The 17,404-nt window shown below is 72.9% G+C and carries 10 protein-coding genes, 3 tRNA genes and 3 pseudogenes; 7 read left to right on the forward strand and 9 right to left on the reverse strand.

From position 1 onward, the window contains the following. Positions 1-96 precede the first annotated feature (96 nt). Positions 97-891 carry a maleylpyruvate isomerase family mycothiol-dependent enzyme gene (locus DDQ41_RS14740; protein WP_109294913.1) on the reverse strand — a complete coding sequence of 265 codons (795 nt, stop codon included), beginning with the start codon at positions 889-891 and terminating at the stop codon, positions 97-99. A gap of 146 nt (positions 892-1,037) precedes the next feature. Here DDQ41_RS14740 and DDQ41_RS14745 point away from each other — a divergent pair, with 146 nt between their 5' ends. After that, a complete protein-coding gene (locus DDQ41_RS14745) occupies positions 1,038-1,442 on the forward strand; it encodes a nuclear transport factor 2 family protein (RefSeq protein ID WP_109294914.1) in 405 nt (134 codons plus the stop codon). Positions 1,443-1,691: 249 nt separating this feature from the next. On the opposite strand, the gene purL is transcribed toward DDQ41_RS14745, so the two are convergent. The 3 genes from purL to purS all read right to left on the reverse strand — a co-directional run bounded on the left by purL (position 1,692) and on the right by purS (position 5,305). Continuing rightward, complete coding sequence (gene purL / locus DDQ41_RS14750) at positions 1,692-3,941, reverse strand: phosphoribosylformylglycinamidine synthase subunit PurL (protein WP_109294915.1); 2,250 nt, start codon at positions 3,939-3,941, stop codon at positions 1,692-1,694. Positions 3,942-4,382: 441 nt separating this feature from the next. Beyond that, positions 4,383-5,063, reverse strand: a complete 681-nt coding sequence (gene purQ, locus DDQ41_RS14755; protein ID WP_109294916.1) for a phosphoribosylformylglycinamidine synthase subunit PurQ — start codon at positions 5,061-5,063, stop codon at positions 4,383-4,385. Continuing rightward, positions 5,060-5,305, reverse strand: a complete 246-nt coding sequence (gene purS, locus DDQ41_RS14760; RefSeq protein WP_109294917.1) for a phosphoribosylformylglycinamidine synthase subunit PurS — start codon at positions 5,303-5,305, stop codon at positions 5,060-5,062. The genes purQ and purS overlap by 4 nt, the downstream gene beginning before the upstream one ends. Before the next feature lie 297 nt (positions 5,306-5,602). Between purS and DDQ41_RS14765 the strand changes: the two genes are divergently transcribed. The 6 genes and pseudogenes from DDQ41_RS14765 to DDQ41_RS14785 all read left to right on the forward strand — a co-directional run bounded on the left by DDQ41_RS14765 (position 5,603) and on the right by DDQ41_RS14785 (position 7,491). After that, entirely contained in the window at positions 5,603-5,932 is a 330-nt protein-coding gene (locus tag DDQ41_RS14765; protein ID WP_167450257.1) for a histone-like nucleoid-structuring protein Lsr2, read from the forward strand. Between the two features lie 137 nt (positions 5,933-6,069). Further along, positions 6,070-6,141 (forward strand) — tRNA-Gly (locus DDQ41_RS14770). Between the two features lie 78 nt (positions 6,142-6,219). Next, a tRNA-Gly gene (locus DDQ41_RS14775) sits at positions 6,220-6,292 on the forward strand. A gap of 255 nt (positions 6,293-6,547) precedes the next feature. Then, positions 6,548-6,825: pseudogene (locus tag DDQ41_RS31910) on the forward strand (ATP-binding cassette domain-containing protein); the annotation flags it as partial. Positions 6,826-6,902: 77 nt separating this feature from the next. Further along, a pseudogene (locus tag DDQ41_RS14780) lies at positions 6,903-7,393 on the forward strand (response regulator); the annotation flags it as partial. A 22-nt stretch (positions 7,394-7,415) separates the two neighbouring features. After that, a tRNA-Gly gene (locus tag DDQ41_RS14785) sits at positions 7,416-7,491 on the forward strand. Positions 7,492-7,530: 39 nt separating this feature from the next. On the opposite strand, the gene DDQ41_RS14790 is transcribed toward DDQ41_RS14785, so the two are convergent. The 5 genes and pseudogenes from DDQ41_RS14790 to DDQ41_RS14820 form a co-directional block, all read right to left on the reverse strand. Next, positions 7,531-8,430 carry a phosphoribosylaminoimidazolesuccinocarboxamide synthase gene (locus tag DDQ41_RS14790; protein ID WP_109294919.1) on the reverse strand — a complete coding sequence of 300 codons (900 nt, stop codon included), beginning with the start codon at positions 8,428-8,430 and terminating at the stop codon, positions 7,531-7,533. A 424-nt stretch (positions 8,431-8,854) separates the two neighbouring features. Continuing rightward, positions 8,855-10,342 (reverse strand): N,N-dimethylformamidase beta subunit family domain-containing protein, encoded by a 1,488-nt coding sequence (locus DDQ41_RS14795; protein ID WP_109294920.1) that lies wholly within the window; start codon positions 10,340-10,342, stop codon positions 8,855-8,857. Between the two features lie 275 nt (positions 10,343-10,617). Next, on the reverse strand, positions 10,618-12,378 hold the full coding sequence (locus tag DDQ41_RS14800) for a M48 family metalloprotease (protein WP_109297741.1): 1,761 nt from the start codon (positions 12,376-12,378) through the stop codon (positions 10,618-10,620). A gap of 975 nt (positions 12,379-13,353) precedes the next feature. Then, positions 13,354-14,607, reverse strand: a complete 1,254-nt coding sequence (purD, locus tag DDQ41_RS14805; protein ID WP_109294921.1) for a phosphoribosylamine--glycine ligase — start codon at positions 14,605-14,607, stop codon at positions 13,354-13,356. A gap of 61 nt (positions 14,608-14,668) precedes the next feature. Further along, positions 14,669-17,214: pseudogene (locus tag DDQ41_RS14820) on the reverse strand (DNA polymerase III subunit gamma and tau). Between the last annotated feature and the right edge of the window lie 190 nt (positions 17,215-17,404).

A 17,404-nucleotide genomic window follows, 5' to 3' on the forward strand; every position in this document is an offset into this window, starting at 1 on the left:
GGACGGGCGTGGCCCCGGTTCCGGGAGCGGTATCCCGGTTGCGCGACGGACCTGGCCCGGGTTCCGCCGGAGCCGTCAGGACGTCAGCGGGAGCAGTCAGGCTCTCAGGGGAAGCAGCGCCGAGAGGTCGGAGCGCTCGCCGCTCGCGCTCACCCTCGCCGCTTCCCGCGCCGCCGCCCAGCCCTGCCGTCCCGTGGCCAGCCGGATCCAGGTCAGCGGGTCGGTCTCGACGACGTTCGGAGGCGTGCCGCGGGTGTGCCGGGGGCCCTCGACGCACTGCACCACGGCGTACGGCGGAATCCTCAGCTCCACCGAGCCGCCGGGGGCCTTCACGGCGAGCGCGTCGGCGAGCAGGCGCACGGAGGCGGCCAGCGCCTGGCGTTCGTACGGGACGTCGAGCCCGGTCGCGTCCGCCAGGTCGTCGGTGTGGACGACCAGTTCGACGGCGCGGGTGACGAGGTGGTCCCCGAGCCGCATACCACCGGACCCGGTGCGCACCAGCCGCTCTGCGGAGCTGCCCGCCAGCGCGGCTCCGACCGCTTCGGCGGTCCGCCCGTACAGGGCCGGGAGGTCCCGGGAGGCGCCGGCCGCCGGCCGTGCACCCTCGTCCGGGGCGCCCGACCACCCGGCCGCGGAGAACGGCCAGTCCAGCAGCGCGGCGTCCGCCTCAGCCGGCTCCGGGTGGTCGAGGGCCCCGGCGAGGGCGCCGAAGGTCAGCGCGATGTGCGCGGCGAGTTCGCGAACGGTCCAGTCACCGAGCCGGGTCGGCCGGGCCAGCTGCTCCGCGGTCAGCGTCCCGACGGCGTCCCGTACGTGCCCGAACTGGGCGAGGACGGCGGTGCGGATCCTGACGGGATCGTAGCTGCGGGTGCGCTTTCTGGCCGGTGGCATGCGGCCGAGACTAACCCGCACCTCTGACACCACCGGGACGCCTCCGCTGCCGGCGGCCGACCGCTGCCCGGGGGACGATGGAGAGGAGCCGTGGCTGCGAGCTACGGCGGCGGCCCCGAACCCGCTAGGCAAGGAGTGTGGCGGACATGTCCGAGCACCCGCACAGCGCCCTGGTCCGCCGGGGCTACGAAGCGTTCGGCGAAGCCGACCGGGAGACCCTCCGCTCCCTGCTGACGGCGGACTGCGTGCACCACGTCCCCGGCCGAAGCCGGGTCTCCGGGCACTACAAGGGCCGGGAGAACATCCTGGACCTCTACCGGGAACTCGGTGAACTCACCGGCGGCACCATGCGGGTCGGTCTCAGGGGTGTGTACCCCGACGGCCGCGGGCACGTGATGGCCGTCCACACGATCTACGCCGACCGCGGCGACCGCGGGATCGAGATGCCCGGCGGGTTCTGGTTCACCGTCGCCGGCGGGAAGATCTCCGACATCGACGAGTGCGTCCAGGACATCGACGAGGCGGACGCGTTCTGGGGCGCCCCGGGCTGAGCGGTGAACGCCTCCTCGTCGCGCGCTGCCGCGGCCCCGCGCCGGGTGGCGGGGGCGCCGCCCTGCGCCCGGGTGCCGGGCCCGGCCGTCATCGGTGGACGCGGTCTCCCCCGCCCTGCGGTCTCCCTGCGGTCTCCCCCGCCCTGCGGCCCCCCGGGACAAGGCAGTCCCCCAGGCACGGCGGTTCCCCGGCCCGGAAGACCTCCGGGCCGGGGACCGCCGCCGTCGGTGACTCGGGTGGACGGCGTCTCAGGCGAACAACGCCGGGACGGTCTCCTCGTGCGCGCTGCGCAGCTCGCCCAGCGGGACGGTGAACTCGCCCTGGACCTCCACCGCGTCCCCGTCGACCACACCGATCCGGGTGGCCGGCAGGCCCCGCGCCCCGCACATGTCGGTGAAGCGGAGTTCCTCGCTGCGCGGCACCGCGACGACGGCGCGACCCGCGGACTCGGAGAAGAGGAACGTGAAGGCGTCGAGACCGTCCGGCACGACCAGCCGGGCGCCCTTCCCGCCGCGCAGGCAGGACTCGGTGACCGCCTGGACCAGACCGCCGTCGCTCAGGTCGTGGGCCGCGTCGATCATGCCGTCCCGGGAGCCCGAGACCAGGATCTCGGCGAGCAGCTTCTCCCGGTCCAGGTCGACCTTCGGCGGCAGACCGCCGAGGTGGTCGTGGACCACCTGCGACCAGGCCGACCCGCCGAACTCCTCACGCGTGTCGCCCAGCAGGTAGAGCAGCTGGCCCTCCTCCGCGAACGCGACAGGCGTGCGGCGCGTCACGTCGTCGATCACCCCGAGCACGGCCACGACGGGCGTCGGGTGGATCGCCGTGTCGCCCGTCTGGTTGTAGAGCGAGACGTTGCCGCCGGTCACCGGGGTGCCGAGGTGCAGGCAGCCGTCCGCCAGACCGCGGGTGGCCTCGGCGAACTGCCACATGACGGCCGGGTCCTCGGGCGAACCGAAGTTCAGGCAGTCGGAGACGGCGAGCGGCCTGGCACCCGAGGCGGCGACGTTGCGGTACGCCTCGGCCAGCGCGAGCTGCGCGCCCGCGTACGGGTCGAGCTTCGCGTACCGGCCGTTGCCGTCCGTCGCGACCGCCACACCGAGGTTGGTGTCCGGGTCGATACGGACCATGCCGGCGTCCTCGGGCTGGGCGAGCACGGTGTTGCCCTGCACGAAGCGGTCGTACTGGTCCGTGATCCAGGACTTGGCGGCCTGGTTCGGGGACCCGACCAGCTTCAGGACCTGCTCGCGCAGCTCCCCGGACGTGGCCGGACGGGGCAGCCCGCCCGCGTCGTCCGCCTGCAGCGCGTCCTGCCACTCGGGGCGGGCGTACGGGCGGTGGTACGTCGGGCCCTCGTGTGCGACGGTGCCCGGCGGCACGTCCACGATCTGCTCGCCGTGCCAGAAGATCTCCAGCCGCTCGCCCTCCGTCACCTCGCCGATCACGGTGGCGATGACGTCCCACTTCTCGCAGATCTCCATGAAGCGGTCGACGTGCCGCGGCTCGACGATCGCGCACATGCGCTCCTGCGACTCGCTCATGAGGATCTCCTCGGGCGAGAGGGTCGCGTCGCGCAGCGGCACCGTGTCGAGTTCGACGCGCATACCGCCGGAGCCCGCGGAGGCCAGCTCGGAGGTGGCGCAGGAGAGCCCGGCGCCACCGAGGTCCTGGATGCCGGCGACCAGCTTCTCCCGGAAGACCTCCAGGGTGCACTCGATGAGGAGCTTCTCCTGGAACGGGTCGCCGACCTGCACGGCGGGGCGCTTGGCCGGCTTGGTGTCGTCGAAGGTCTCGGAGGCGAGCACGGACACGCCGCCGATGCCGTCGCCGCCGGTGCGGGCCCCGTACAGGATGACCTTGTTGCCCGCGCCGGACGCCTTGGCCAGATGGATGTCCTCGTGCTTCATGACGCCCACGCACAGCGCGTTGACCAGCGGGTTGCCCTGGTAGCAGGAGTCGAAGACGACCTCGCCGCCGATGTTGGGCAGACCCAGGCAGTTGCCGTAGCCGCCGATGCCGGCCACCACACCGGGCAGCACGCGCCTGGTGTCGGGGTGGTCCGCGGCGCCGAAACGCAGCGGGTCCATGACCGCGACCGGCCGGGCACCCATCGCGAGGATGTCGCGGACGATGCCGCCGACGCCGGTCGCCGCGCCCTGGTAGGGCTCGATGTAGCTGGGGTGGTTGTGCGACTCGACCTTGAAGGTGACCGCGTACCCCTGGCCGACGTCCACGACGCCCGCGTTCTCGCCGATGCCGACGAGCAGCGCGTCGTTCTCCGGGGCCTTCTCGCCGAACTGCTTCAGATGGACCTTGCTGCTCTTGTACGAGCAGTGCTCGGACCACATGACGGAGTACATCGCGAGCTCGGCGCCGGTCGGGCGGCGGCCGAGGATCTCACGGATGCGCGCGTACTCGTCCTCCTTGAGTCCGAGCTCCTTCCAGGGCAGCTCGGCCTCGGGAGACTCGGTTGCGTGCTTGACGGTGTCCAGGGTCACGCTCGGTCGCTCCTTCGCGCGTGATCGGTACTGCAGACGCGGACGGGACGCACACTCGCTCCCTCGGCCGCTCCGGTGTCCAGGGTCACGCTCGGTCGCTCCTTCGCGCGTGATCGGTACTGCAGACGCGGACGGGACGCACACTCGCTCCCTCGGCCGCTCCGGTGTCCAGGGTCACGCTCGGTCGCTCCTTCGCGCGTGATCGGTACTGCAGACGCGGACGGGACGCACACTCGCTCCCTCGGCCGCTCCGGTGTCCAGGGTCACGCTCGGTCGCTCCTTCGCGCGTGATCGGTACTGCAGACGCGGACGGGACGCACACTCGCTCCCTCGGCCGCTCCGGTGTCCAGGGTCACGCTCGGTCGCTCCTTCGCGCGTGATCGGTACTGCAGACGCGGACGGGACGCACACTCGCTCCCTCGGCCGCTCCGATGTCCAGGGTCATGCCGCGACCAGCCTCCTGAGGATCGAGGTGAAGAATCCCAGGCCGTCCGTGCCGCCTGTGCCGATGAGGGGCTCCACGGCGTGCTCGGGATGGGGCATCAGGCCGACGACGTTGCCCTCGGCGTTGGTGATGCCCGCGATGTCACGCAGCGAGCCGTTGGGGTTCACGTCCAGGTAGCGGAAGGCGACCCGGCCCTCGGCCTCGAGCTCGTCGAGGACGCGCTCGTCGGCGACGTAGCGGCCGTCCATGTTCTTCAGCGGGACGGAGATCTCCCGGCCCTGCTCGTAGTCTGCGGTCCAGGCGGTTTCCGCGTTCTCCACCCGCAGCTTCTGGTCGCGGCAGATGAAGTGCAGATGGTTGTTCCGGAGCATCGCCCCCGGCAGCAGATGGGCCTCGGTGAGGATCTGGAAGCCGTTGCAGATACCGAGGACCGGCATACCGGACCTCGCCTGGTCGATGACCGTTTCCATCACCGGCGAGAAGCGGGAGATGGCGCCCGCCCGGAGATAGTCGCCGTACGAGAAGCCGCCCGCCAGGACGACCGCGTCGACCTGCTTGAGATCCTTGTCGCGGTGCCACAGCGAAACGGGCTCGGCACCCGCCAGGCGGACGGCACGCAGTGCGTCCTGGTCGTCGAGAGTCCCGGGGAATGTGACGACACCGATACGAGCCGTCACGACTCCACCTTTACGACGAAGTCCTCGATGACGGTGTTCGCGAGGAACGTCTCGGCCATCTCATGGATACGGGCGAGGGCGGCATCGTCGACCGGCCCGTCGACCTCGAGTTCGAAGCGCTTTCCCTGACGTACGTCCGCGATCCCCTCGAAGCCCAGGCGGGGCAGTGCGCGCTGCACCGCCTGGCCCTGCGGGTCGAGGATCTCCGGCTTGAGCATGACGTCGACTACGACGCGTGCCACTGGCACTCCCGGTGGTGTGGTGCTGAAGGCGGTTCCCTCAGCGTACCCGCCCGAAAATTCTACGCGCATAGATATCCGGAGGGCCCCTGGGGGAAATCCGGGGAAAAGCCACACGGCCTCATTGCGGAGGACACGCGGATGCAATTGACTGGGCTTCCCAATACGATGCCGACCGCTGTACAAAGGAATACAGCGGAATGCGGCATTGCCCCGCGACAGCCGGAATAACGGATTCGCCCCGCGTCAGCACTGACCTGTACTGACCCGGACGGCGGACCGCAGGAAAGGACGATATCCGTGGCGCAGCGCGTAGTGGTAACGCTCTCCGACGACATCGACGGCGGAGCGGCGGCGGAAACGGTTTCGTTCGGCCTGGACGGCAAGTCGTACGAGATCGACCTCAATCCCGCCAACGCAGAGAAACTGCGCACCGCCCTCGCACCCTACGTGGCGGCGGGACGCAAGGCCGCCAAGCACACGGGCAGGGCGCGCAGGGAGTACCGGCGCACCCACCTCGCACCCGACCCGGCGGCCGTCCGCGCCTGGGCGCAGTCCAACAAGATGGACGTGCCGGCGCGCGGCCGGATCCCCAAGCGCGTCTACGAAGCCTTCCGGCAGGCGGGCTGAACACCCCCGCGCGCAGCGGGAGAAGACCCCGCGGAAGGACTTGGCCGAGAACCCGAGTTGCGCTGCACCCCCGCAGGTGGGCTAAAGTCTGGATCACGCCGAGGGGCGAGGTCGGAAGGCCGGATCCCACGGAGCGTGCGGGTGTAGTTCAGTAGTAGAACAGCCCTCTTCCAGAGGGAAGGCGCAGTGTGCAATTCCTGTCACCCGCTCCGCACCGCGTACCGACCACCACGGTGGATCGGGTAGAGTGGTGGGCGCGCCGCCGGTGAAAGCCGATCGGCAGCAGTGCGGACGTGGCTCAGTTGGTAGAGCATCACCTTGCCAAGGTGAGGGTCGCGAGTTCGAATCTCGTCGTCCGCTCTGATACGAAGGTCCCGGTCACAGCGACCGGGGCCTTCGTCGTGTTCACCCTTGTCGGCCCTTGTCGGCCCTTGTTCACGGTCTCCTCGTATACACCGCAACGCTGTTCGTGCGCCGGTGTCTCCTTCCGGGTCCCCGTCTCTTCCTCCGCTGCCGGATCCTCTTCCGTCTGCCGCCCGCCGTCACTGGAATTGGACCGCGCGGTGACGGCGGCACGCACTGCCGACGGCCCGGATCCGGCGGGACGCTGGGGCCATGGACAGCGACGGGCATGTGATCGAGGCAGCCGGGCTGTGCCGCGGATACCGCGGCGGGTTCGAGGCTGTGAGCGGAATCACCTTCACCGTGGGGCGCGGCGAATTGTTCGCACTGCTCGGGACGAACGGTGCCGGCAAGAGCCCCACCGTGGAACTGCCGGAGGGACTGGCCACCCCGAGCACAGGCGCCGTGCGGTCCTCGGCCGCGACCCGTACCGCGAACGGGCGGCGGCTCGGCCCCGATCGGGGGCCATCCTCCAGGAGGCCGCACTGCCCGTCGTCGCCGAGGCGGCCTCCGGAGCGGTGGCAGTGCCGGTAGCAGTAGTGGTGGCGGGGCGGTGGCGGTGGCGGTGGCGGTGGCGGTGGCACGCTCACACCGGCCGGACGTGGTCGTCCCGGATCTCCGGATGCCGGACGGGGACGGTGTGAAGGTCGCCACATCGCTGGGCGCAGTTGCCCCGCTGCCGGACGATGACCGTGACCGGTCGCGACCGTCCCGGCGACCTCGAGCGCGCGCTCGGCGCCGGGGTACGCGGCTTCGTGCCCGAGACGGTCAGCGCCCCAGCGGCTCGCCGGGATCATCCGTACCGTGCACGGGGGAAACCGTTATGCCGACCCCGAATTGGCCGCCGACGCCGTCCCCGCGGGAGACTCACCGCTCACCGCGCACGAGGCGGAGGTGCCGGAGTTCGCGTGGGACGGGGCGCCGATCGCGGAGCCCACCGAGCGGGCGTCGCTGTCACCGGGCGCGGTCGGCAACCGCCCGTCGGCGGCGGCGGCGAAACCGGGCGCGGCGAACCGGCACACCGCGGTGCGCCTCGCACGGGAGCGAGGTTGGGTATAGTGGGCTCCGCGCCACGGCGCATGCGGACGTAGCTCAGTTGGTAGAGCGCAACCTTGCCAAGGTTGAGGTCGCGAGTTCGAGCCTCGTCGTCCGCTCCAGTCGAGAAGCCCCGGCCCGGAGGCCGGGGCTTCTTCGCGTCATGACCAGGTGCTGCCCGTCAGAAGCTCGTACGCCTCCAGATACCGGCCGCGGGTCGCCTCCACGATGTCCTGCGGCAGGGCCGGCGGGGGCTGCTCGCTCCCGCGGTCCCAGCCGGAGGCGGGCGAGGTCAGCCAGTCCCGCACGTACTGCTTGTCGTACGACGGCTGGGGACGCCCCGGCTGCCACTGACCGGCGGGCCAGAAGCGCGAGGAGTCCGGGGTCAGCACCTCGTCGGCGATGACCAGCCGTTCACCGTCGAAGCCGAACTCGAACTTGGTGTCGGCGAGGATGATGCCGCGCTCGCGCGCGATGTCCCGGGCGCGGGCGTAGACGTCCAGCGTCGTCCGGCGCAGCAGCGCGGCCGTCTCCTCCCCCACCCGGCGGGCGACCTCCTCGAAGGACACGTTCTCGTCGTGGTCGCCGACGGCGGCCTTGGTGGCGGGGGTGAAGATCGGGGCGGGCAGCTCGGAACCGTCCACCAGCCCCCCTGGCAGCGCCAGCCCGCAGACCGTACGGCTCGCGTCGTACTCCACGAGGCCGGAGCCGGTGAGGTAGCCGCGGGCGACACACTCGACCGGGACCATGTCGAGCGGCCTGCAGACAAGGGTGCGGCCCGCCCAGCCGGCAGGTGCACCGGCCGGGAGGTCGGTGGAGACCACATGGTGGGGGACGAGGTCCGCCAGCCGGTCGAACCACCAGAGGGAGAGCCGGGTGAGCACCCGGCCCTTGTCCGGGATCTCGGTGGGCAGCACCCAGTCGTACGCGGAGATGCGGTCGCTCGCCACCATCACGAGGTCCCCCGCCTCGTTCTCGTAGAGATCGCGCACTTTGCCCGTGTGGAGGTGGGTGAGGCCCGGAACCTGAATCGGCTCGGGCTTTTCTACGAATCCGGACACGGTTCCTCCGCGTAGGTTGATCCAGGAGTGCTTCCGATTCTCTCCCACCCGGGGGCCGGGGCGGACCAGAGGGTCGCTCCGGACCCGAGGCTCGGTGCGGGCGGAGGGGGAGCCGGCCCGGTCCGTGAGGGCCGGTACCGGCGCGGGAAGGCAGACGGGAAGGCAGACGGGAAGGCAGACGGGAAGGCAGACGGGGAGGGGCCGGGCGGGGAGCCGGACCAGCGCGGGCTTCCGGGTCCCGGCGCGGGCGTTGGCTGCCGGTGTCGGAAGGCAGATGTCCGATCTCTGGTGTCTGGTGTCTGGTGTCCGGTCTCCGGTGTCTGGTGTCCGGGGCAGGTGCGGGCGAGGGGGCCGCCCCGTCCCCTTCGGCCGGCCTTCCCTTCGGCCGGCCTTCCCTTCGGCCGGCCTCCCCTCCGGGCGGCCCTCAGTCGCGCTTGCAGATCCGGTCGAGGAGATTGGCCGTGGCACGCTGGATCCGCCCGTCCACATGGCCCGGACGGTCGAGCGCCGGGGACCAGGCGAACGTGCCGGACGCGAAGACGAGTGCGCCGGAGGGCGCCCGGTAGAGCGAGGTCTCCTGGTGGCGGGTACCGCCTTCACCGTCGGTGTACGGGGAGTGGGCCAGCAGGATCCGGCCCTCGTGCCCGGGGAGCGGGGTGCGGGGGAAGTAGCGGTCGGCCTCACCCGCCACCAGCCCGGGGATCTCGTCTCCGTCCCCGGCGCCGGTCGCCTCCCACAGCCAGTGGTCCGCGTTGCGCACCACCATCGGGTGGGGCTCGGGAACCCGGCCCGCGTACTGGATGCCGAGGAGTTGCTGCTCGGCGCGGTCGGCCTCGCGCCAGAGGGCCGATCGGCCGGGGCCGCGGCGCTTGCGGCAGGTCAGCAGCCGGTCGGCGACTCCGGACGGAGACGGGCCCAGTTCCACCTGCCAGTACATGGTGTTGGCGGAGAGGAACACCAGGGATGTGCCGTGCTCGCGGGCCAGCTCCGCGGTACGGCGCATCGGCACCGACCAGTACTCGTCGTGGCCGGGGAACACCAGACCGCGGTACCGGGTCGGGTCGACCCGACCCGCGTGCAGGTCACAGGCGTCGGCGTACCCCAGGTCGTAGCCGTACCGCTCGGCCCAGCGGATGAAGTCGTATGCGTGCCCCACGTGCAGCGGGAGGCCGGCCCCGGCGTACGGGCGGTCGCAGGAGACCGTGATCGCGGCGTCGTCCTCACCGAGCAGCCGGCCCTTCTCGTCCCAGGCGTGGTAGAGGCTGGCGCCGGTCCGCCCGTCCTCGGGGTAGAGGTTGTACGCCTGCCATGTGATGTCGGGCAGGAGCAGCAGCAGGTCGGCCGGGCGGCCGTCGCGGACCGTGAAAGGGATGTGCGAGCGGTAGCCGTCCTCGGTGGTGAGGACGGCGACATGGGCTCCGACGGACCAGTAGGACGGCACCTGCAACCGCCAGGAGAGCCACCAGTGGTGGCAGGAGACCGTGCGGTCGGCGGCGAGGGGCGGCGGTTGGACGATGCCGGCGAGACGGGGACTGGTGATGATCTTGGCAGCGCCGTCGCCGCCGTAGTGGCCGATGCGGTACACGTCGACCGAGAACCGCTGCGGCGGGTCGACCGTGATGTGGAAGTCGATGGCCTCGCCCGGTGCGACCGCGCCCCCGGAGGCGAAGCCCTTGATCTGGCGGTGCACGTCGTCGGCGGTGCGCAGGCCTCGGGAGCGCCCGCTCCGGCCCGCCGCCGCGTCCGGGTCCGCGTACCAGGGCACGACCTGGCCGGTGTCGCCGAAGTAGTGCTCGCTGCCCCGCAGCCAGGGGAGCGGACCCTGACCGAACGGGTCCGTGACGGCGTGGGCGAGGGCGCCCGATTCCCAGCGCCGGATCGGCTCCCTGCGACGGATCTCCTCCGCCTCCATCGTGCGCCCCTCCCTCGTCCCCCGAGTGCCCGTCCTGCCACGCTGGCAGCCGTCGCCGGTCCCAGCACATCACATAACGCACGCGGGCCGTCACCGTTCGTCGTGAATCGATGCGAGCGGAACGCAATGCTCCGCCCTGAGATGGCGAGAAGCGACCGGGCCCCGTCTCACGCCGACCGCACGGACTGCCCCTCACACACCGGCCGGACGGGCTGCCATACAGACCGGCCGGACGGGCTTCTCGGTTCCACACCGGCCGGACGGGCTGCCCCGTCTCACACCAGCCGAACGGGCTTCTCGGGCCGGACGCCGGCCTTCGCGAGCCAGGCCCGCAGCGGTTCCGGGTCTCCGTCCTCGACCAGACTGAGCACCCTGGTGCCCAGGTCCGCGCGGCGCTCTCCGTTGATGAGCAGGGCGGGACCGTCCAGCCAGTCCATGCCGGGGGCGGCGCCCGCAGTGTCCACGGCCGCGCAGCACACCATGGCGGTCACATGGTCGGCCAGCAGCTCCCGCGCGGTGCGCGGCGGCTGGAGCGGGACGAGGGGCAGTGGGTCGGTGCCCCAGAGGTCCGCGTCGTCACCCGCGCGGTCCGCGGCCCGGTACGGCGCCGCCGAGCGCTCGCGCGCGGCCTCCTCACGGGCCACGTCGGCGCTGATCCCGGCGGCGAGGTCGGCACCGGGCCCGTCGGTTCCGGGAGCCTCGGGCACGGGCGGGACCTTCGCGGGATCGTTCGCGGGATCGTTCGCGGGATCGTTCGCGGGATCGTTCGCGGGCGGCGGCGCCGCCCGCGAACCACCGGCGAGGTGCTCCACGACACGGGCCAGGGTGGGGCCGGCGGGAACGCCCGCGGACGGCCGGACCCCCATCGCGTCCAGGACCCGGTGCAGCCGGGCGGCCTCGGTGCGCCACTTCCGGTCGACGACCTCCTCGGGGTAGTGCTGCCAGTCGACCGGCGACCAGTCAGGCCCGATCGCGGCCGGCCCGCCATGGAAAAGCCTGGCCGCCAGCAGCGAAGCCGCCTCGTCCACGGCCCCCGGCTCCTCCAGCAGATCGCAGGCGGGACGCTCCCCGAGCCGGGAGGCGAAGCCCTCCGCCAGCCGGTCGCGGCGGGACAGCTCGGTGAGGGCCGAGACCACTCCCGCGTCGAGCCGGTTCGGCCACCGCCCCATCTGCCAGGCGGGCAGCGCCACCCGGGTCAGCAGGCGGTCCCACCCCGCGTAGGCGAGGCCGACCTGCTCCTGGGCCACGATCCGCAGCCCGTAGTCCACGGCCTGCGCGCGTTCGGAGGCGGCAGCGGCGACGCCGCGCTCCATCTCCGCCGCATGGCCGCGGCAGCTGCGCAGCAGAACCCGGGCGACGCCGCCGACGGCCCCGTACGCCAGCCTTCGCACCGGGTCGGGCCCGGGACGGGCCGCCAGGCCGACGGCGGCGTCCAGTCCGCGCACGAAGCGGCGGGCCGCTGCTATGTCGGGATGCGCCGAGGGGCCCGTGCCGGCGACGACCGGAGCGAGCACGGCACGCAGCTCCGCGACCCGCATCCACCACAGGAACGGGGAGCCGATGACCAGGACGGGGGCGCCGTCCCGGATGGTGGTGCGGGGGCTGCGGCGGGGGCCGTGCGCACGGTGGGTGCGGTCCTCCAGCCAGCTGTCGCAGTCGGGGGTGAGGGCTATGGCCGAGGGCGCCGGTACATCCATGCGTTCGGCGAGGTCCTCCACCAGCCGGTACAGGTCGGGGGCCGCGGTCGGCGTCAGCGGAACCGTCGGGCTGACGGCGGGCCTTGCGCGGGCTATGACGGCGGCGACCGCGGCACCGGCGAGCAGCACGCCCACGGCGACCGCGGTCACCGCCCAGCGTGCGACGTCCCAGAGGCCACCGCCGATGCGGCCGCCGGCCTCGCCGACGAGCAGCACGACGGCGACGGCGGCGGGCAGCAGCACCAGGGCCAGTGCCCTGCTGCGCACCCGCAGCACGGCGAGGGCACGGGAACGCGCGGCCAGCGCGCCCGCCTCCTCACCGACAACGGTTCCGGACACGGCCGGACTCACCCCCTCTGCCCTGCGGCGGTGTTGCTCACTCCCCCACTGTGGCACCCGCCGCAGACATCGCAATGCCGGTGGGCCAAGTGCCGGAACGCCTGCGCCGCACCCTAGTTGGGGCTTTCGCGGCCGTCATCCGGATGGGGCAGCGGTCACTCGATGGAATGCCTTTGGGTAAAGCTGCTGACATGGCGGACCGGTGGCCTGCCGAACCCTCGGACCTCCCCTGACGAGCGGGCCGGGACCGGGCCGAGGCCCGGGCACCGCCCCCCTGGGGGACGGCCGCGCGGCGGTCGGACGAACGGGCCGCGAGGGGGTGGGTACGCCGGACGGGTCGCTCCCAACGCCAGGACGCCTCCCCGGGCCCGGGGAGGTGCCGGGGCGGCCGGAACCGGAACCGGATGCGGGGAGCAGGGCGACGGGACGGGGCGGACGGGCCGACACTGGACCGGGCGGGCGGAGACGTACACCGGGGGCGGAGCGGCACGGAGGGCTCGACCGGAGCCGGGCGGCGGGACGGCCGGAACCGGGCGGCGCAAACGGGGCACCGGAAGCCCGGGGCCGGAAGCCGGGCGCCGGAAACAGGGCGCCGGAAACAGGGCGGGAGAAACCAGACGGAACCAGACGCCGGGAGCGAACGCCGGAGGCCGGGAACGGACGCCGGTACGGGCAAGCCGGTACGGAACAGCCGGTACGGGGAGGCGGCGCCGGACGCCGGAAACGGACGGCTCCGGGACGCGGAGCGAGTCCGGACGCGGTCCGTACGGGCTTGGAGCAGGTCCGGGAGGGTCCCGGGAGTTTCCCGGGAGTGTTCGGGGAGTGTTCGGGGAGTGTTCGGGGAGTGTTCGGGGACATGCCCGAGCAGGTTCCGGGACATGCCCGGGAGGTTTCCGGGGCCGTCGGCGGGGAGCGGCGTGACCCCGCACACCGGGCCCGGGCCCCATGGCCCGGGCGGGGGTCGCGCGGAGCCCGTCAGGAGTGGGACGCGGCGCCGGCCGCGATGTCCGTGCGGTGGTGCGAGCCGTCCAGCCGAATGCGGCCCACCGCCGCATAGGCGCGTTCGCGGGCCTCGGTCAGGTCCTCACCGGTCGCGGTCACCGACAGCACCCGGCCGCCCGCGCTGAGGACCGCGTCGCCTTCCCTCCTCGTTCCGGCGTGCAGGACGTACGCCTGCGGCGCGTCCTGCGCGGCGACCTCGTCGAGCCCGCCGATCGGGTCGCCGGTACGAGGGGTGGCCGGGTAGTGGCGGGAGGCGATGACCACGGTCACGGCGGCTTCGCCGCGCCAGTTCAGCGGGGGCTCGTCGGCGAGGGCGCCCTTCGCCGCGTTCAGCAGGACGCTCGCGAGCGGTGTCCTGAGCCTGGCGAGCACCACCTGCGTCTCGGGGTCACCGAAGCGGGCGTTGAACTCGATCACGCGTACACCGCGGCCGGTGATCGCGAGTCCCGCGTACAGCAGGCCCGTGAACGGCGTGCCACGGTGGCGGAGCTCGTCGACGGTGGGCTGGAGCACCGTCTCCATGACCTCGTCGACCAGCTTCGGGTCGGCCCACGGAAGCGGCGAGTACGCCCCCATGCCCCCGGTGTTCGGTCCCTCGTCACCGTCCAGCGCGCGCTTGAAGTCCTGTGCCGGCTGGAGCGGCAGCACCGTCTCGCCGTCGGTGATGGCGAAGAGCGAGACCTCGGGGCCGTCCAGGTACTCCTCGATGACCACACGACCGCAGGCCAGCGCGTGTTCGCGGGCCTGCTCCAGATCGGCGGTCACGACGACGCCCTTGCCCGCGGCGAGCCCGTCGTCCTTCACCACGTACGGTGCGCCGAACGCGTCCAGGGCCTCGTCGACCTCCTCCGGAGTGGTGCAGACGTAACTGCGCGCGGTGGGAACGTTCGCCGCGGCCATCACCTCCTTGGCGAAGGCCTTGGAGCCCTCGAGCCGGGCCGCCTCACGTGAGGGGCCGAAGCAGGGGATGCCGGCGGCCCTTACGGCGTCGGCGACACCGGCGACGAGCGGCGCCTCGGGGCCGACGACGACCAGGTCTGCCTCCAGCCGGCCGGCGAGCGCGGCGACGGCGTCGCCGTCGACGGCGTCCACCGGGTGCAGCTCGGCGACGTCCGCGATGCCGGCGTTGCCGGGGGCGCAGTGCAGCGCGGAGACGTCGGGGTCGAGGGAGAGAGAGCGGCACAGGGCGTGTTCGCGGGCGCCGCCGCCGATGACGAGGACCTTCACGGCAGCCAGGGTAGCCCGCTCACCGGAGGTGGCCTTGTGCGGGCCGCCGAGGCAGCCATGCCTACTCGTTCGTGTATTCCTCCACAACGGTCGCGCCGAGTTCCCTCACGATCAGGTCGTGTCCGGACAGCGCCGAGTCGACCAGATCCGGATCGTCCTCCTCCGGGATGTCGTCCTCGAGCGCGACGGGAGGCGGCGAAGGCGGCGACTGCCGGGCCCCGGGCCCGGCGGGGTCCGCGGTGGAGGGACCCCGCCGGGAGGCCGAACTCCCCTCCCCTCCCGCCGGGTGCGAGGAGGGTGCCGCCGGGTGCGGGGACGGCCGCTGAGCCGGCGGAGGCTGGGGTGCGGATGCTGACGGGGCGGGAGGGGAAGGGGCGGCCCGACCGCCGTATCCCCCCTGGCTGCCGCCGTAGCCGCCGGACGACCCGCCCGGAGCGGGCTGGGGCTGACCGGCCCCACCCGACGGGTCGATGATCGCCTCGATCTTCCACTGCACGTTGAAGTGCTCGGCGAGCGCCTGTCGCAGCACGTCCTCGCTGCCGCTGCTCGCGAAGTTGTCCCGCGCCCCGGCGTTGATGAAGCCCAGTTGGAGGGTCGCGCCGTCGAAGCCCGCCACCTGGGCGTTCTGGCTGAGCAGGATCCAGGTGAAGCGACGGCGGTTCTTGACCGCGTCCAGGATCTGCGGCCACATGTTGCGCACCTGGGCGGCTCCCTGCGCCGCGGCGGGGGCGACGGCCTGGGGCTGGGCGGCGGGAGCCGGGTCCGCGGGCGCGGGGGCCGGCACCGGTCAGGGCGTCGAGCATGCCAAGGAGCAGTACCGGACCGACCGCGACCCCACCGAGCCGATCTTCACCCGCCGGGTCGTCGCGAACTTCGCCGTCGATCCCGACCTGGTCTTCGTCGCGACCACCCTCAAGGGCAGGAACACGCGCTTTCTGCCCTTCAACACCGGCTCCGAGGGCCCCGGCCGCCCCGGCGGCGCCGGAAACCCCGCTCCCACCGCCTTCGGCCGGTACGCGACCTCCTACCTCTGGGAGCAGGTCTGGGAGCGGGAGAACGGCCGGGCGCGGCAGCCGAGGGCCAGGCTCCCGGCCGGGCGGCGGGGGCACCCGAGCCGGGGGCCGCCGCTCCCGGCCATGCGCCGGGCCGAGGGGCGGTGGCCTCCTGCGCGGGGGCCGGAGACGGAGATCGCGGGGTCTCGGCCGGGGCGGGCCCCGCCTCGGCGGTCTGCCGGGAAGCCTGCGCGGACTGCGGCGGCGCGGACTGCGGCGGGACGGGCTGGCCCGGCTCCGGTCGGACGGGCTGAGGCTCGGCGCCGGGCGCTTCCCCACCCCGCACTGCCGCACGCGCGGCGGCGGGCCCGCCGCCCGGAACCATCGGCGCATGAGCCTCCGGCCCGGGCACATAGCCCATCGCCGGCCCGGAACCCTGCGCCGTGAACGCCGCGGCCGCACCGCGCTCCAGCCGATCGAGCCGGGCCTGCAGGGACCGCTCGTCGTCGAAGGCCGCGGGCAGCAGCACCCGGGCGCAGATCAGCTCCAGTTGCAGCCGGGGCGAGGTGGCGCCCCGCATCTCCGTCAGACCGGTGTTGACGAGGTCCGCGGCGCGGCTGAGTTCGGCGGCGCCGAATGCCTGGGCCTGGGCCTGCATCCGCTCCACCACGTCGGCGGGCCCGTCGATGAGCCCCTTCCCTGCCGCGTCCGGCACCGCGGCGAGGATCACCAGGTCACGCAGCCGCTCCAGCAGGTCCGCGACGAAACGACGAGGGTCGTTGCCGCCCTCGACGACCCGGTCCACGACCTCGAACGCCGCGGCGCCGTCGCCCGAGGCGAAGGCGTCCACGACCGAGTCCAGCAGCGATCCGTCGGTGTACCCGAGCAGGGCCGTCGCCATGGCGTACGTCACACCGTCGTCCGCCGCACCGGCCAGCAGCTGGTCCATGACCGACATGGAGTCACGCACCGAACCCGCGCCGGCCCGCACGACCAGCGGAAGGACCCCGTCCTCGACCGGGATCCGCTCCTTGCCGCACACCTCGCCCAGATACTCCCGGAGAGTGCCCGGGGGCACGAGGCGGAACGGATAGTGGTGCGTACGCGACCGGATCGTCCCGATGACCTTCTCGGGTTCGGTCGTCGCGAAGATGAACTTGAGGTGCTCCGGCGGCTCCTCGACCACCTTCAGCAGGGCGTTGAAGCCCGCCGAGGTGACCATGTGCGCCTCGTCGATGATGTAGATCTTGTACCGGCTCGACGCGGGACCGAAGAACGCCTTCTCCCGCAGCTCACGGGCGTCGTCCACACCACCGTGCGACGCGGCGTCGATCTCGATGACGTCGATCGAACCCGGCCCGTTGCGCGCCAGGTCCCGACAGGACAGGCACTCGCCGCAGGGGGTGGGAGTGGGGCCCTGCTCACAGTTGAGGCAGCGAGCGAGGATGCGGGCGCTGGTCGTCTTCCCGCATCCGCGGGGCCCGCTGAACAGATACGCGTGATTGACCCGGTTGTTCCGCAGCGCCTGCTGCAGCGGGTCGGTGACATGCTCCTGCCCGATGACCTCGGCGAAGGACTCGGGACGGTAGCGGCGGTACAGCGCGAGGGACGACACGCATACGAGGTTATCGGGGCCCGCCGACAACCACGGCGGCCACCGGGGAACCACCGGTCCGCTAGCGACGTGGCCACGGGCCCGGGAGCCGCAGACGCCGCCCCGGAACTCCCAGGGTCGTACTCCTCCCCGGGCCGGTCGCGGGGCCAGGCACCGGCCCGGGAGCTGCGTGCGGGCCGGCCCGGATTCG

It is taken from the genome of Streptomyces spongiicola, from assembly GCF_003122365.1.
Taxonomy (GTDB): domain Bacteria; phylum Actinomycetota; class Actinomycetes; order Streptomycetales; family Streptomycetaceae; genus Streptomyces; species Streptomyces spongiicola.

What these genes read in the sequence shown, in the direction of transcription:
- DDQ41_RS14740 (WP_109294913.1), bottom strand. Translation starts at nt 891, where the DNA reads ATGCCACCGGCCAGAAAGCGCACCCGCAGCTACGATCCCGTCAGGATC.
- DDQ41_RS14745 (WP_109294914.1), top strand. Translation starts at nt 1,038, where the DNA reads ATGTCCGAGCACCCGCACAGCGCCCTGGTCCGCCGGGGCTACGAAGCG.
- DDQ41_RS14795 (WP_109294920.1), bottom strand. Translation starts at nt 10,342, where the DNA reads ATGGAGGCGGAGGAGATCCGTCGCAGGGAGCCGATCCGGCGCTGGGAA.